Source organism: Clostridium sp. DJ247 (genome assembly GCF_014231265.1).
On record NZ_JABAIW010000010.1, the window covers coordinates 1 to 14,463 of the forward strand.

Annotated in this window: 16 protein-coding genes and 1 tRNA gene; 1 reads left to right on the forward strand and 16 read right to left on the reverse strand. The window is 32.2% G+C overall.

Annotation, left to right across the window (positions count from 1 at the left end):
• Position 1 precedes the first annotated feature (1 nt).
• A tRNA-Thr gene (locus tag HGI79_RS05830) sits at positions 2-77 on the reverse strand.
• A 314-nt stretch (positions 78-391) separates the two neighbouring features.
• Positions 392-1,111 carry a hypothetical protein gene (locus HGI79_RS05835; protein WP_185649730.1) on the reverse strand — a complete coding sequence of 240 codons (720 nt, stop codon included), beginning with the start codon at positions 1,109-1,111 and terminating at the stop codon, positions 392-394.
• A gap of 109 nt (positions 1,112-1,220) precedes the next feature.
• Here HGI79_RS05835 and yyaC point away from each other — a divergent pair, with 109 nt between their 5' ends.
• Positions 1,221-1,751, forward strand: coding sequence for a spore protease YyaC (gene yyaC, locus HGI79_RS05840; RefSeq protein WP_185649731.1), 531 nt, complete (start codon positions 1,221-1,223; stop codon positions 1,749-1,751).
• A 64-nt stretch (positions 1,752-1,815) separates the two neighbouring features.
• Here the strand turns inward: yyaC and HGI79_RS05845 are convergent, their stop codons facing one another.
• From HGI79_RS05845 to HGI79_RS05910, 14 genes are all read right to left on the reverse strand, one after another.
• Complete coding sequence (locus HGI79_RS05845) at positions 1,816-2,847, reverse strand: rod shape-determining protein (protein WP_185649732.1); 1,032 nt, start codon at positions 2,845-2,847, stop codon at positions 1,816-1,818.
• A 100-nt stretch (positions 2,848-2,947) separates the two neighbouring features.
• Positions 2,948-3,202, reverse strand: coding sequence for a sporulation transcriptional regulator SpoIIID (gene spoIIID / locus HGI79_RS05850; protein WP_066627492.1), 255 nt, complete (start codon positions 3,200-3,202; stop codon positions 2,948-2,950).
• A 106-nt stretch (positions 3,203-3,308) separates the two neighbouring features.
• Positions 3,309-4,028, reverse strand: a complete 720-nt coding sequence (locus HGI79_RS05855; RefSeq protein ID WP_185649733.1) for a M23 family metallopeptidase — start codon at positions 4,026-4,028, stop codon at positions 3,309-3,311.
• Between the two features lie 684 nt (positions 4,029-4,712).
• A complete protein-coding gene (gene spoIID, locus HGI79_RS05860) occupies positions 4,713-5,771 on the reverse strand; it encodes a stage II sporulation protein D (RefSeq protein ID WP_185649734.1) in 1,059 nt (352 codons plus the stop codon).
• 122 nt (positions 5,772-5,893) lie between these two features.
• Positions 5,894-7,159, reverse strand: a complete 1,266-nt coding sequence (murA, locus tag HGI79_RS05865; protein WP_185649735.1) for a UDP-N-acetylglucosamine 1-carboxyvinyltransferase — start codon at positions 7,157-7,159, stop codon at positions 5,894-5,896.
• Positions 7,160-7,182: 23 nt separating this feature from the next.
• On the reverse strand, positions 7,183-7,875 hold the full coding sequence (locus HGI79_RS05870) for a YwmB family TATA-box binding protein (RefSeq protein ID WP_185649736.1): 693 nt from the start codon (positions 7,873-7,875) through the stop codon (positions 7,183-7,185).
• 329 nt (positions 7,876-8,204) lie between these two features.
• The gene (locus HGI79_RS05875; protein ID WP_185649737.1) at positions 8,205-8,600 is read right to left on the reverse strand and encodes a F0F1 ATP synthase subunit epsilon; all 396 of its coding nucleotides are present in this window, start codon (positions 8,598-8,600) and stop codon (positions 8,205-8,207) included.
• A gap of 15 nt (positions 8,601-8,615) precedes the next feature.
• Entirely contained in the window at positions 8,616-10,013 is a 1,398-nt protein-coding gene (gene atpD / locus HGI79_RS05880; RefSeq protein ID WP_185649738.1) for a F0F1 ATP synthase subunit beta, read from the reverse strand.
• A 12-nt stretch (positions 10,014-10,025) separates the two neighbouring features.
• Positions 10,026-10,868 carry an ATP synthase F1 subunit gamma gene (gene atpG / locus HGI79_RS05885; protein ID WP_185649739.1) on the reverse strand — a complete coding sequence of 281 codons (843 nt, stop codon included), beginning with the start codon at positions 10,866-10,868 and terminating at the stop codon, positions 10,026-10,028.
• 22 nt (positions 10,869-10,890) lie between these two features.
• The gene (gene atpA / locus HGI79_RS05890; RefSeq protein WP_185649740.1) at positions 10,891-12,405 is read right to left on the reverse strand and encodes a F0F1 ATP synthase subunit alpha; all 1,515 of its coding nucleotides are present in this window, start codon (positions 12,403-12,405) and stop codon (positions 10,891-10,893) included.
• Positions 12,406-12,415: 10 nt separating this feature from the next.
• A complete protein-coding gene (locus HGI79_RS05895) occupies positions 12,416-12,955 on the reverse strand; it encodes a F0F1 ATP synthase subunit delta (protein WP_185649741.1) in 540 nt (179 codons plus the stop codon).
• A gap of 1 nt (position 12,956) precedes the next feature.
• Positions 12,957-13,436: a F0F1 ATP synthase subunit B gene (locus HGI79_RS05900; RefSeq protein WP_185649742.1), complete on the reverse strand. Its 480-nt coding sequence runs from the start codon at positions 13,434-13,436 to the stop codon at positions 12,957-12,959.
• Positions 13,437-13,494: 58 nt separating this feature from the next.
• Positions 13,495-13,740 (reverse strand): ATP synthase F0 subunit C, encoded by a 246-nt coding sequence (gene atpE / locus HGI79_RS05905; RefSeq protein ID WP_185649743.1) that lies wholly within the window; start codon positions 13,738-13,740, stop codon positions 13,495-13,497.
• A 31-nt stretch (positions 13,741-13,771) separates the two neighbouring features.
• Positions 13,772-14,452: a F0F1 ATP synthase subunit A gene (locus tag HGI79_RS05910; protein WP_185649744.1), complete on the reverse strand. Its 681-nt coding sequence runs from the start codon at positions 14,450-14,452 to the stop codon at positions 13,772-13,774.
• Between the last annotated feature and the right edge of the window lie 11 nt (positions 14,453-14,463).

The following is a 14,463-nucleotide window of genomic DNA, read 5'->3' on the forward strand; positions in this document are numbered from 1 at the left end:
TTGGTGCTGGCAGCAGGAATCGAACCCGCGACCTACTGATTACAAGTCAGTTGCTCTACCTGCTGAGCTATACCAGCATATTAAGTTTCCTTTTGAAGATCGCTCTTAGCGGCTTCAACATGGATTAGTATACATTGTTATTGACTTTATTTCAAACGTCGTTTTTAACTATTTATCGCATTTAATCCGTTATACCTTTGCATTACTCTTGTTTTCTTAAATTATCTAACTAATATAATTATTATTTATCCATTAGACTATCAGTGCCCAAACCCCTGTTTCTAGAAGAGTGGAGTTAACAACTGCTAAGCATTGGATTCTTCAGCTAAAATTCAGGTGATGGTTAAATGCCTAAATGGCATTTAACATACAACTCCTTATGCTAGCATGGTTACCATTGTTCTACTACATCCATATTAATAAATTTCCCTGCTACTTCTCTTACTTTTTCATAGTCTTTGTCTGATAACCTTTCTCTAAGTAGCTTTATAGTATTTTTTATATCTTCATCGCTTCCTTTCTGCAGATATTCATTTATTTTTTCATAATCTACTGCGGATAACTTGCTTGCAATAACTAGAAGTTTCTCTTTATCAGTAAAGGTTAAGCTATCTTTAACTTTATATTTAGAAATCTTAAATACAGGCATGCCTTCCTTTACTGAATTGCTTGTATTATCTTTGTTTCCACTAAGTTCCTTCTTAGATTCTGATGAGTTTGCTTTTTTATTTCCTTTATCTAAGTTATCATTACTATTACCTTTATCATATTTACTGTTATCTTCAACTTTACTTTTATTAAAAAAGTCATCCTTATCTTTTTTAATTTCCTGTTGCAGCTTACCCATCTTAAATCTTTTATATTCATCAGTATCTACATATGAGTTTATTTTATTTGTTTTACTTTCATTTTCCTTTTGCATATTATTATTTTCAGATATTATATCTTTATTAGGCTTACTATCACCTTTAATAGGTTTAGTATTATCTATTACTTGAATTTTATCACTATTTGCTTCTTTCTTTAAAGTTATCCTATCTGAAAATAGCATTATAAGTACACAGAAGATTGTACATATAATCACTATAAATGATAAAAATCTTTTACTCAATATCAACACCCTCCTCGCACCTATACTATTATCTCTTTTTTTTTGTTTTTTATTCTTTTCTTAATATTTTTTAAGAAAACTTCATATATATTATTAGGGGGTGTAGCTATTGAATAGAGTAAGAGCTAACTATAAAAACTCGCTATCATATTATGAAATTGCTTATTTCTTAAAAGACTATATTAATAAGGATTCAATTATAGTATGTATTGGTACTGATAGATGTATTGGCGATTGTCTTGGTCCGTTAGTTGGAACTTTGCTTAAAAGTAAACATTTTCCATTACCTGTATACGGAACAGTTTCAGAACCTATACATGCTCTAAATATTGATAAAAGATTAAATGAAATTACGCTCCTTCATCCACATAATAACATAATTGGTGTAGACGCTTGTCTTGGAGATTTGGACAGCATAGGAGAAATTCAAGCAAGAGATTATCCTGTTCATCCTGGTAAAGGAGTAGGTAAGTCTTTACCTAACGTTGGAGAGTCCTCAATAATCGGTATAGTTGATTCTAACGATAACGATGAAATCTTTAATAACAATAACATAAGATTAGACCTTGTATTAGGTATGGCAAAAGTAATTACCCATTCGTTAATTCACTCTTATTATCTTTATGAAAAAAATTTATAATATAAATAAAAAGCAAAATCCCAGACGGCTTCTAGGATTTTGCTTTTTATTTATATTATAAATTTTAATCTATAAGAGTTATATCATCACCAGTAAAAGTAACTTCCATCTTATCTAAATACTCTAAAACCTTACCTGTTCCTAAAGCTACACAAGATACAGCATCTTCAGCTACATAAACCGGAACCTTAGTAACTTTCTCTATCAAATCACTAAGTCCATTTAATAATGCCCCTCCTCCAGTCATATATATGCCTTTATCTGCTATATCCGCTGCTAATTCCGGCGGTGTTTTTTCAAGTACAGCGTGTGTGGTTTCCGCTATAGCATTTACGGTTTCTTTTAATGCTTCCCTCATTTCATCTGAGGACACTGTTATATTTTTGGGAAGTCCTGTAATCAGGTCTCTTCCTCTTATTTCCATAACTACTTTTTCTTCTTTTTTAAAGGCAGAACCAACATTAATTTTTAAATCTTCTGCTGTTCTTTCCCCAATCATTAATTTATGTTCTTTTCTAATATATTTTATTATGGCTTCATCAAACTTGTCCCCTGCAATCTTTATAGAGGATCTTACAACTATTCCTCCTAGAGAAATAACTGCAATATCAGTAGTTCCTCCACCGATATCTATTACCATATTTCCACTTGGCTTAGTTATATCTAGCCCAGCTCCTATAGCTGCTGCTAAAGGTTCTTCTATTAAAAACACCTTTTTTGCTCCAGCATTTTTCGCGGCATCGATTACAGCTCTTTTTTCTACTTCCGTGGCTTCACAAGGGACACAAACAACAACTCTTGGAGCTGACAGTCTTTTCTTACCACAAGCTTTTGATATAAAATACTTTAACATTTTTTCAGTTACATCATAATCAGATATAACTCCATCCCTCAAAGGACGTATAGCTACGATATTACCCGGTGTTCTTCCAATCATGTGCCATGCTTCTTCACCCACTGCTAGTACCTTATTCTTGTTCTTATCTATGGCTACAACTGAAGGTTCTTTTAGGATTACCCCCCTACCTTTAATATAAACAAGCACTGTGGCTGTACCCAAGTCAATTCCCATGTCTGTTCCTATATTAAAAAACATTCCTATACTCACTCCTAACCTTACCGGCAATTTATAACAAACTCTAAAAAATTTGTCTATTTTTATTATATCTTTATATTTAATTATAATCGGAATGTTTTTAACCTTCAATAGCTTTATATTTCATTTTAGTTGCTTTTCCACCTCTTATGTGTCTTTCTGCTTTATTATAATCTAATATAATTTTAGCTTCTTCAGCAATTTGAGGATTTATTTTAGGTAACCTTTCTGTCATATCTTTGTGTATAGTACTTTTACTTACTCCGAAAACTTTAGCAGTTTTTCTTATTGTAGCTTTTGAACCTATAATATACTTTGCAACTTCTAGAACTCTTTCTTCAATGTAATCTTTCAAAGATGCTACCTCCTTAACCCTTCTATATTATAAATATGCTATTTCATATTCTTAAATTCATTTTATGAGCCATTTTCCGATAAACTTCCCGGAAAATGGCCAATTATTAATATTTTATATACTTGCTTGGATCAACAAAGTCCTTACCTTTTAAAACTGCAAAATGTAAGTGATCCCCATATTTTTCATAAGCAGCTCTTAATGTACTCTTTCCAACAGTACCTATAACTGTACCTTTAGCTACTGTTTGCCCTTTTGTTACTTTAACTTTTGGATCTAAATTTGAATAAACTGTTTTTAATCCATTTTGATGATTTACAACAATTTCGACGCCGTCCTGTGTAACACTGTTAACTTCTTCTATTTTTCCATCTGCTACAGCAAATACGGATTTTCCCAAATCAGCCTTTATTTCATACCCTAGATTAGGTCTATAACTACCTGTTGAGTCCCAATAAACAGGGTCTTCAGAATAACCTCTAGCTATACTTCCATCTACTGGTTTTTGAAATGTAGTACTTACTGAGCTAGATACACCTTGTGAGCTAGTTTCACTCTTTGGTGCAACTGTTTCTGATTTAGTGTTTTTCTTAACTTGAAGAGCATTGTCGTAATTTAAAGAAGGCTCATTTTCAGCTTTAGCTACTTGTTTCTTTTCATTCTGTTGTGATACATTATTTTGTTGTACTGGTGTGTTAGAATGTTTATTATTTTTTGCAGTTAAAACTGCTATAGTTGCTACAACACACAAGCAAACAAATAATATTACATAAAAGCCCTCCTTCTTAAAAAAGTTTAATGTTTTGTTAAAAATATTTTTGTCCATATGAACACCTCCTTTCTTCAGTTTGTCCAGAGCTTAGAAAAAAATACATATTTTTCATATTTTTTTATATTGTTATTTCTTTTTTTTATAAAATAATATGACAAAAAAGCATATAGCATCTTACAACGTATATTACTCAGCATCTCCATATATAATAAATTCACCAGAATACATATTCTATTTAAGGAATCTGTATTTCTCTATGGCTTATTTATAAAATCATATAGAGAGATTTTGAGTTTAATTACATACATTCTAAGAACTATATGCTTTTAAACTATATAAAGTAAACTAAGCATAAAACGTGTTAATCCCCATCTAATGCTTAGTTGAACCGCTCCAGTGCATAGCGGCTCTTGACCACAGCTTATGAAAGCGGGGACTTAGAACTGCTAGTTTAATGGATAATCTCTTTATAAGTACGGAACTTTTAAATTTAATTTATTCCACATAGCATATTACTAGATTATGCCACTGATAAATAGTTAAAGAAAGTCTAAGCCTCAAATTAGCAGAAAAGCTAAGGACTTTGATAAACTCGCTCAGGCTCAAACAGTATCAAAGTACTAAGCTTTCCTACTAATTTGAGACTAAGACTTTCTAATAAACTATTTATAGGTGGCACAATCTAGTAATGTGTTATGCTACATAAATTAAATTTAAAAGTTCCAGATCTATATTATGCTATTCTTTTAATTTTATAATATTTACTCCGCTATAGTAATGGGTGAGTATTTGTTTATAATCTTGCCCTGACTTTGCCATTGCATTTGCTCCCCACTGACTCATGCCAACACCATGTCCATATCCAATGCAGTTTATTTGTAAACCGTTTGTATCGTATTTTATACTAAAATTAGCTGAATTCAGTGCCATAATATTTCTAAATTTAACTCCTGTAATTGTAATCTTACCAACTTTAATTTCTTTAACTGAGCCACCCTTATTCCTACTCTTTATTTCTATTTGATTCCTTATTTCCCCTAGTGACAGCCCTAAATTGGGGTACTCAGAATTCATCTTATTTATGAAATCATGATATGATAATTTCATAGAACTTTCGTACTTTGGTGCTGATTCTTCTCCTGGACTATCTACACTCTTTAAATATGAAATAGTATCTTTAAAAACATCTTGAACGTTTTCTGTTTTACCGCTGCTTACTGCAAAATAGTATGGCTCCATCACAAGTTTACTATTATACATCAAGACTTGTCCTACAGTTTCGTTAACTGCCTTTTCAACCTTATTCCAATACTCATCTTTTTTATTTTCTGGCCATGATCTAAGTCTATCCTCCTTATGTATGAATACCTGGCATTTAACTGTATCACACACATTTGCACCAGTAGTACTCTTGTATTTCCTACCTTCAAATTCCTCCATATGTGCTAATGCAAAAGTCCTTGCTGCTACTGCCTGTGCTTTTAATGCTTCTATTTGAAACTCTACGGGCATCTCTGCTGCAACTACACCTTTTACATAATCTTCAATCTGCATTTCCTCTATCTTATCAGTTTTAGTTATATATACCTTTATTTTAGGTATTACTACGTTAGAATCCTTAAATTCAACACTACTGGAATTTACAAAAGGATTAGGTATTGACCCTTTAAGTTTAGGAGTTTCACCATTATATCCAAGGATTACTGTAGAAATAACAATTAAAATAGTTATACTTATTATTATTAATAATAAAAATCTTATTAAATGTATAGGTGTACTAATAATTCTTCTTTTCATATATATCTCCTTACTTTTGTTAAAATATATTATAATATTATTAGTACCTGCTAACAATTATGCTAAAAACAAAGAGGCTATACATAAGAACCTCTTTGTTTTTAGCATAATTATTCTTACAATTAAGATGGAATGCTTCTTCTCTCTATATCAGCACCTAGTGCCTTTAACTTCTTCTCTATATTTACATAGCCCCTATCTATATGATATATATCTGTAACATTAGTTTCTCCTTCTGCTACTAAACCACATAGTATAAGAGCTGCTCCTGCTCTTAAATCTGTTGCTCTAACTTCAGCACCAGTTAACCTATCTACACCTTCTATTACAGCATTTCTTCCATCAATTCTTATATTTGCTCCCATTCTCTTCATTTCTGTTGCATGCATAAATCTGTTTTCGAAGATAGTTTCAGTAATCATGCTGGTTCCCCTTATAGTGCATAGCAATCCTGTCATTTGTGATTGCATATCTGTAGGAAACCCAGGGTAAGGCATGGTTTTGATATCTATTGGCCTTAGGTCCTTAGCTCCATCAACCAATATGCTGCTTCCTTCTGACTTAATTTCCACACCAGCTTCTGTTAATTTAGCAATTATAGGCTTTAAATGTTCTTCATCAGCACCATTAATTTTTATTTTACTTCTAGTTATAGCTGCAGCGATCATAAATGTTCCAGCTTCTATTCTATCGTATATGGGTTTATGTGTAGTACCTTTTAGGGTTTTTACTCCAATTATTCTAATGGTATCTGTACCAGCCCCTACAATATTTGCTCCCATGTTATTCAAGAATCTTCCTAAATCCTCAATTTCTGGCTCTTCGGCGGCATTTTCTATAATAGTCTCTCCTTCTGCCATGACAGCTGCCATCATAATATTTTCAGTTGCACCTACTGAAGGAAAATCTAAGTATATCTTGCTTCCCATTAATTTTCTTGCTTGAGCCTCTACATATCCATGACCAACATTTACTTCGGCACCTAAAGCACTAAATCCCTTCAAATGTAAATCTATAGGCCTGGTTCCAATATTACATCCCCCAGGTAGTGATAATTTAAACTTTCCAAATCTTGATATCATTGGCCCCATAATTAAAAATGATGCTCTCATCTTTTTTACTAATTCATTAGAAGCATCACAATCTTTTACGTTAGAAGCTCCTATCACAATTTTATTTGTCTCTTCATCTATATTTATATCTGCTGAAATACTCCTAAGCACATCACTTATAACAAATACATCTTCTAGCATAGGTGCTGAATCAATAATGCACTTATCTCCACTTAATATACTTGCTGCTATGATTGGTAAAATAGCATTTTTAGCAGTACTTATGTTAACCTCTCCATTTAACTGAGCTCCTCCTCTAACCACTATTTTATCCATAATTATCCTCCATTCTACAATTGTTAATATGTTACACTTATCTCAGGTGTCCCAATGATTATATAGCTTCCTGAAGAATATCTGCATACTGCATAATTAAAATCCATGGGTTTGCCATTATTTTGCATAGCATTATACTGTCTTGTATATGCTGTAGTGCTATATCCATTTTCAAGCTTTATAGTATTAATGTTCGATGCTCTATAGTTTTTTAATATTTCTAAAACTTCGTTATTATATAAATTAATATCATCTTCAAGAAGTTTTGCTTTTAAATAAAGAAAAATCATATCATTGGTTTTTATCTCAGGTATACATTGTTTCAACATATCTTTAAGTTCATTTAAATTGTTATCATTATCCTTCTTTGTTATGTTTATAGTAACAACATTATGATTTTCATATTGAATTATTTCTATGTACCCATTTATATAATTTTTCCCAAATTCCACACAATAAACCTTGTTATTTTTTAATACAGTGCTATTCCATCCATCATAAAGTCCTAAACCTCTAATGAAATTATCAACAATTTTTTCTTTATCACTATCAGTTGTGAATACTTCTTTAATTCCATATTCTACTGTGCTACTATTAGTTTTTCTTAATATTTCATTAAACAAATCGCCTTTTTTTTCTGCTCTAGAAGGATCTCCTAGTAAAAATAACAAACATAATATTAATAAGATAGTTATAGTAATCATATTTTTTCTCATATTGTTTGCTCCTATAGTTATCCTATAGGGGCTTGTCACCCCCTCTTTTTCTTCTATCTGAATTATGGACAACTATAATAGTAAATATTCAATTATTTCTATTCTTTATAATTTTAATAACTTTTTTAATACCAATCTTATAAAACTTAAAATAAATTCTAAGTTTCAATTCCAGGTAAGATTTGTCTTAATTACTGATATATTATCAATATATAAAAATACATGATAAAATGTGCAACTATTTTATACTATAATTAAGTCATCTAAAAAAAACAAAAAACACGAAGCCATTGTTTCGTGTTTTTTGTTTACTTTAATATAGTATTAAATTATTTTAATCTTATTCTAGCTATAGCTCTAGCTAATGCTAGCTCTGCTCTTTTTGCATCGATTTTATCTTTATTTTTTAGTCTTTCTTCAGCTCTATCTTTTGCTTCTTCAGCTCTTCTTATGTCAATTTCTTCTGGCCACTCAGCAGCATCAACTATCATTGCTACTTCTGTTTTTGTAACTTTAATTATACCAGTTGATGTAAAAGCAGTTTTTTCACTTCCATCTTCTAACTTAAATCTTGTACCTGCTGGTGCTAATAAACCTACAAATGGACTATGCTGTGGAAGTATTCCTATACCGCCACTTATAGTTTTTGTATTTACCTCAGATACTTCTCCAGTATAAAAAGTTTTTTCAGGAGTTAGTATGCTAAGTTTCATTTTAGATGACATACAAAATCACTCCTTTTAGCTTTCCATCATAGATTTAGCTTTTTCTCTTACTTCTTCTATTGTACCAGTAAATAGGAATGCTGCTTCAGGTAGATCATCACATTTACCTTCAAGTATTTCTCTAAATCCTCTTATTGTATCTTTTATAGTTACAAACTTACCCTGCATACCAGTAAACTGTTCTGCAACACTAAATGGTTGAGATAAAAATCTCTGCACTCTTCTTGCTCTGTTAACTACTGCCCTATCTTCTTCACCTAACTCATCTACACCTAAAATTGCTATTATATCTTGAAGTTCACTATATCTTTCAAGAATATGCTTTACTTTAGTTGCAACTTCATAATGCTCTGCACCTACGATATTAGGATCAAGTATTCTTGAAGTTGACTCAAGTGGGCTAACAGCAGGATAGATACCAAGCTCTGATATAGATCTTGATAAAACTGTTGTAGCGTCAAGGTGAGTAAATGTTGTAGCCGGAGCTGGGTCTGTTAAGTCATCTGCAGGAACATAAACTGCCTGAACAGATGTTATAGAACCTTGTTTTGTAGAAGTTATTCTTTCTTGTAACGCACCCATTTCAGTAGCTAGAGTTGGCTGATAACCAACGGCACTAGGTATTCTTCCAAGCAAAGCTGAAACCTCTGAACCAGCCTGTGTAAATCTAAATATATTATCTATAAATAGAAGCACATCCTGACCTTCATCTCTAAATTTTTCTGCCATAGTAAGACCTGTCAACGCAACTCTCATTCTAGCTCCAGGTGGTTCGTTCATTTGACCGAATACCAATGCAGTCTTATCTATAACTCCTGACTCTTTCATTTCATAATAAAGGTCATTACCTTCTCTTGTTCTTTCTCCAACACCTGTGAATACAGATAATCCACCGTGTTCTTTTGCTATATTATTAATAAGTTCTTGAATAAGAACTGTTTTACCAACGCCTGCTCCACCAAATAGACCTATTTTACCACCTTTTTGATAAGGTGCAAGTAAATCTATAACTTTTATTCCTGTTTCAAACATTTCAGGTTGCACTGACTGTTCTTCGAAACTAGGTGCTGCCCTATGTATAGGATATACTTCTTCAACCTTAAAATCTCCTGCTTCATCAATTGTCTGACCTAATACATTAAATAGACGTCCTAATACAGGCTTTCCAACAGGAACTGAAATTGGTTTTCCAGTATCAACTGCTTCAGCTCCTCTTCTTAAGCCATCAGTTGCTTCCATAGATATAGCTCTAACTATATCATCACCTATGTGTTGTTCAACTTCAGCTATAAGTTTTTTGTCTCCCATATTTATTTCTATTGAATTATATATATTAGGAAGGCTTTCACTATCGAATTTTATATCTATAACAGGTCCTATTACCTGAACAACTTTACCAATATGTCCTGGCATAAGTTTCCCTCCTTACTTTTGAGCCTCTGCTCCTCCAACTATTTCAGTTATCTCTTGAGTTATTGCACTCTGTCTTATTCTATTATACTTTAAATTTAAACTATCTAATAAATCATTAGCATTCTTAGTAGAGCTATCCATAGCAGTCATTCTAGAAGACTGCTCACTTGCTTTTGAATTCAATAAGAAATTAAATATTTGAGCTTTCAAGTGTATGTTAACTGTACCATCTAATAATTCATTAGCACTAGGTTCAAATTCTCCGAGACCGCCACTTCTCTTTTCAGAAGTTAATGGTAACACTTTTTCATCTACAATAGATTGTTTTACAGTTGATATAAACTTAGTATAAACTACATGAATTTCGCCAACTTCACCATTCTTATAAAGACTTAAAGCATGCTCTGCTATTGTTTTAGCTTCTTTTAATGTAGGTTCATCAGGAATATCAACGTATTCTGCTACTGTATCATAATGCAATCTTCTGAAATACGCTCTTCCTTTTTGTCCTACAGACATTATAAGTGAATTACTTTTATCACTTGCTATCTTATCTACAGCTGCAGATACAATTGCTGCATTAAAGCCTCCACAAAGTCCAGAATCAGAGGTTATTGTTATATATAATTTTTTATTGCTACCATTTCCATTTACATATATACTTTTTCCTTCTACACCTTGAACGATACTTTTTATAGTATCTTCAAAGGAATTGTAATAACCTTCATTTGACTCTAGATTTTTTCTGCACTTTCTTAATTTAGAGGTGGCAATAAGTCCCATGGCGTTTGTTATTTTTTTAGTATTAGTTACAGACTTAATTCTTCTTTTTATCGCAATAAGTCCTGCTGCCATACTTCACCTCCCGCATAGAAAACTATGCCTCCGCTAAAAATACTTTTTTATATTCATCAATTGCTTTATTAAGATTCTTTTTAAGCTCATCATCTAGTACCTTTTTTGTAAGTATTGTTTCACCTATCTCTTTATGATGAGTATCCATATACTCTAAGAAGCCTTTTTCAAATTCTTTTATCTTAGCTACACTAATATCCATTAAGTGATTTTCAACACCAGCATAAATTATCATTATTTGCTTTTCTACAGACATTGGCTCATATTGATCTTGCTTAAATATTTCAAGTAATCTTTTACCTTTTTCAAGTCTTCTCTTTGACTCTTTATCAAGATCTGAACCGAACTGTGCAAAAGCAGCTAGTTCTCTATACTGTGCAAGTTCAAGTCTAAGTGTTCCTGAAACCTGCTTCATTGCTTTAATTTGAGCACTACCACCAACTCTTGAAACTGATATCCCTGAGTTAACTGCTGGTCTTTGTCCTGCATGGAAAAGTTCTGATTCAAGGAAGATCTGCCCATCTGTTATTGATATAACGTTTGTTGGTATGTATGCCGTAACATCCCCTGCAAGTGTTTCTATTATAGGAAGAGCTGTAATTGATCCCCCACCTAATTTATCAGAAAGCTTAGCTGCTCTTTCAAGAAGTCTTGAGTGTAAATAGAATACATCTCCCGGGAAAGCTTCTCTTGCAGGTGGTCTTCTAAGTAACAATGACATTGTTCTATAAGCAACTGCGTGTTTAGTTAAATCATCATATACTATTAATACATCTTTTCCTTGATCCATAAAGTATTCTCCAACAGTTACTCCTGAATATGGAGCAAGATATTGAAGCGGAGCTGTATCAGATGCAGTTGATGATACAATGATTGTATAATCCATAGCTCCCTTTTGAGTAAGTGTATTGTATATGTGAGCCACTGTAGATTGTTTTTGTCCTATAGCTACATATATACAGATAACATCTTTTCCCTTTTGGTTTATTATAGTGTCAAGAGCAATAGCAGTTTTACCAGTCTGTCTGTCTCCTATAATAAGCTCTCTTTGACCTCTTCCAATAGGAATCATTGAGTCAATTGCTTTTATACCAGTTTGAAGTGGCTCATTTACTGACTTTCTTTCTATAACACCATGTGCTATAACTTCAGCTGGTCTATATTCCGCAGCTTTTATTGGTCCTTTTCCATCAATTGGCTGTCCTAAAGCATTTATAACTCTACCAATCATCTCTTCGCCAACTGGTACTTCAACTACTCTACCAGTACTTTTAACTACGTCGCCTTCTTTTATGCCATTTTCACTACCAAGTAAAACACAACCTACGTTATCCTGCTCTAGATTCATGACCATCCCCAATACATTATTGGGAAATTCAAGAAGTTCTCCAGACATACAGTTCTCTAAGCCATATACTCTGGCAATACCATCACCTACTTGAATTATAGTACCTGAATCTACAGCTTCTACCTTATTTTCATAACCTTCAATTTGTTTTTTAATTATTGAGGTTATTTCTTCAGGTTTTATGTTCATAAGGTCACCTCTATCCTCTTATAAGCATTAATTTTTTCATTTCTTCTATCTTGTTTTTAATTGTTCCATCAATAACGTCGTCGCCTACTCTAACATAAACACCACCTAAGATGCTTTCATCAATACTTTCTTGTAAAATTATTGATTTTTTATACTTATTCTGTAGTTTATTAATTAGAGAAGTTCTTTCGCTATCATTTAAAGGAATAACTGTTTTTACAATTGCTATAGCCTCATTATTATTCTCCAAACGAACCTTATCAATTTGAAGAATAATTCCGTTAAGTTCATTAATTCTATTTTTTTCTATAAGTATCAGCAAAAAAGAGAGTAACTCGTTATCAATTTGGCCCTCAAAAATGCTCTTAAATACTTCTTTTTTTCTAGAAGTACTTATTTTAGGATGATTTATTATTTGACTTAATTCTTCGCTACTTTTTATTAAATTCGCAATTTCTTTTAAGTCATTTATATAATCATCTATCTTATTTTTAGCTGAGGCTACTGAATATAATGCAACAGCATATCTTCTATCTAAATATACATGCATATTAGATACCCACCTTAGCTATAAATTCTTCAATAAGTCTTCTATGTTCTTGTTCATTTATAGATTTTTCTAGAGCTTTTGAGGACAAGACTACAGCAAGATCAACCACTTTAGTTCTAAGTTCATCTTCTGCCTTTTCTTTTTCTCTTTCAATCTCTTTTTTTGCTCTTTCAACTATAAGTTCAGCCTCATTTGAAGCTTCCTTTTTAATTTCTTCTGATACTTTTTCAGCTTTTTCTTTATAACTTTCTACTATGTTTTTGCCTTGTATTTTTGAGTTTTCTAAGTTTTTCTCATTTTCTAATCTTAACGTTTCAGCCTTTGCTCTATCATCATTTGCTTTATCTATTGTTTCCTGTACTTCATTTTGTCTTTTCTCAATTACAGTATTAACTTTATTGAAAAAGAAATGTCTCAAAATAAAATATAATATTCCAAAGTTTATTATAGTTATAATAACTGTAGTAATATTTATCTCCATTTCGAACTTCAATCCTCCCCTCTCTATATGTGCAAACTGGTGAGGTGACTAATTTAAATTAAACTTTAAACACCAAAATAATAGCTATTAATAAACTATAAATAGCAGTTACTTCTGACAAAGCTGCACTTACGAAGAATGTACTTAATATTTTACCACTTGCTTCAGGCTGTCTTGAAACTCCTTCAACTGCCTTACCTGCAGCTGTACCAACTCCTATACCTCCACCTAAACATCCTATTGCAGCTAAACCTGCACCTATTGCTGCCATACCTGATATAAATGATTGTGCGTCTAAGTTCATAATAAAAATCCTCCTTCATAATAAATAATTGTTAGTGTTCAGCTATAATTTTTATATTCATCATTGTTAACATAACAAACACTACCATTTGTATAGATCCATCAAATAAATCGAAGAAAGCATGTAGCGGGATAGGTATTAGCAATTGGCTAAACCATGCTATATGACTCAATCCTTCATACACCATTTCAAGAACTACGGCACCTGCTGTAATATTACCAAATAGTCGTAGACTTAGTGAAACTGGAAGAACTAATCTTTCTACGATATTAAGTGGCAATAACGGTACTACCGGTTGAGCATAAGCGGTTAAATAATGCTTAACTCCAACCTTTTTTATTGCATTAACTTGTACTAACACGAAAGTTATTAACGCCAGCCCAACTGTAACACTTAGGTCTTCCGTTGGTGCCTTTACTGCCACTAATGGAGTAAAATTCATAATCAAAATAAAAATTGCAAGAGTTCCTATATATGGAACATATACCATATATTGTGCCCCCATATTATCCCTGACTAGATTTCTTACTGTTTCAAAAAATATTTCAACAGCACTTTGCTTCTTATCAGGTACCTTTTTTAAATTGCTTGTAAAAATTTTAGCCAAAATGGCCAGAAAAACAATAATAATCCATTGTACAATAATACTAGAGGTTATGCCTATTTCGAATGCCCCTAGATTTATTGTGAACAATGGTTCAAATCCCTCCACTTCATCACATC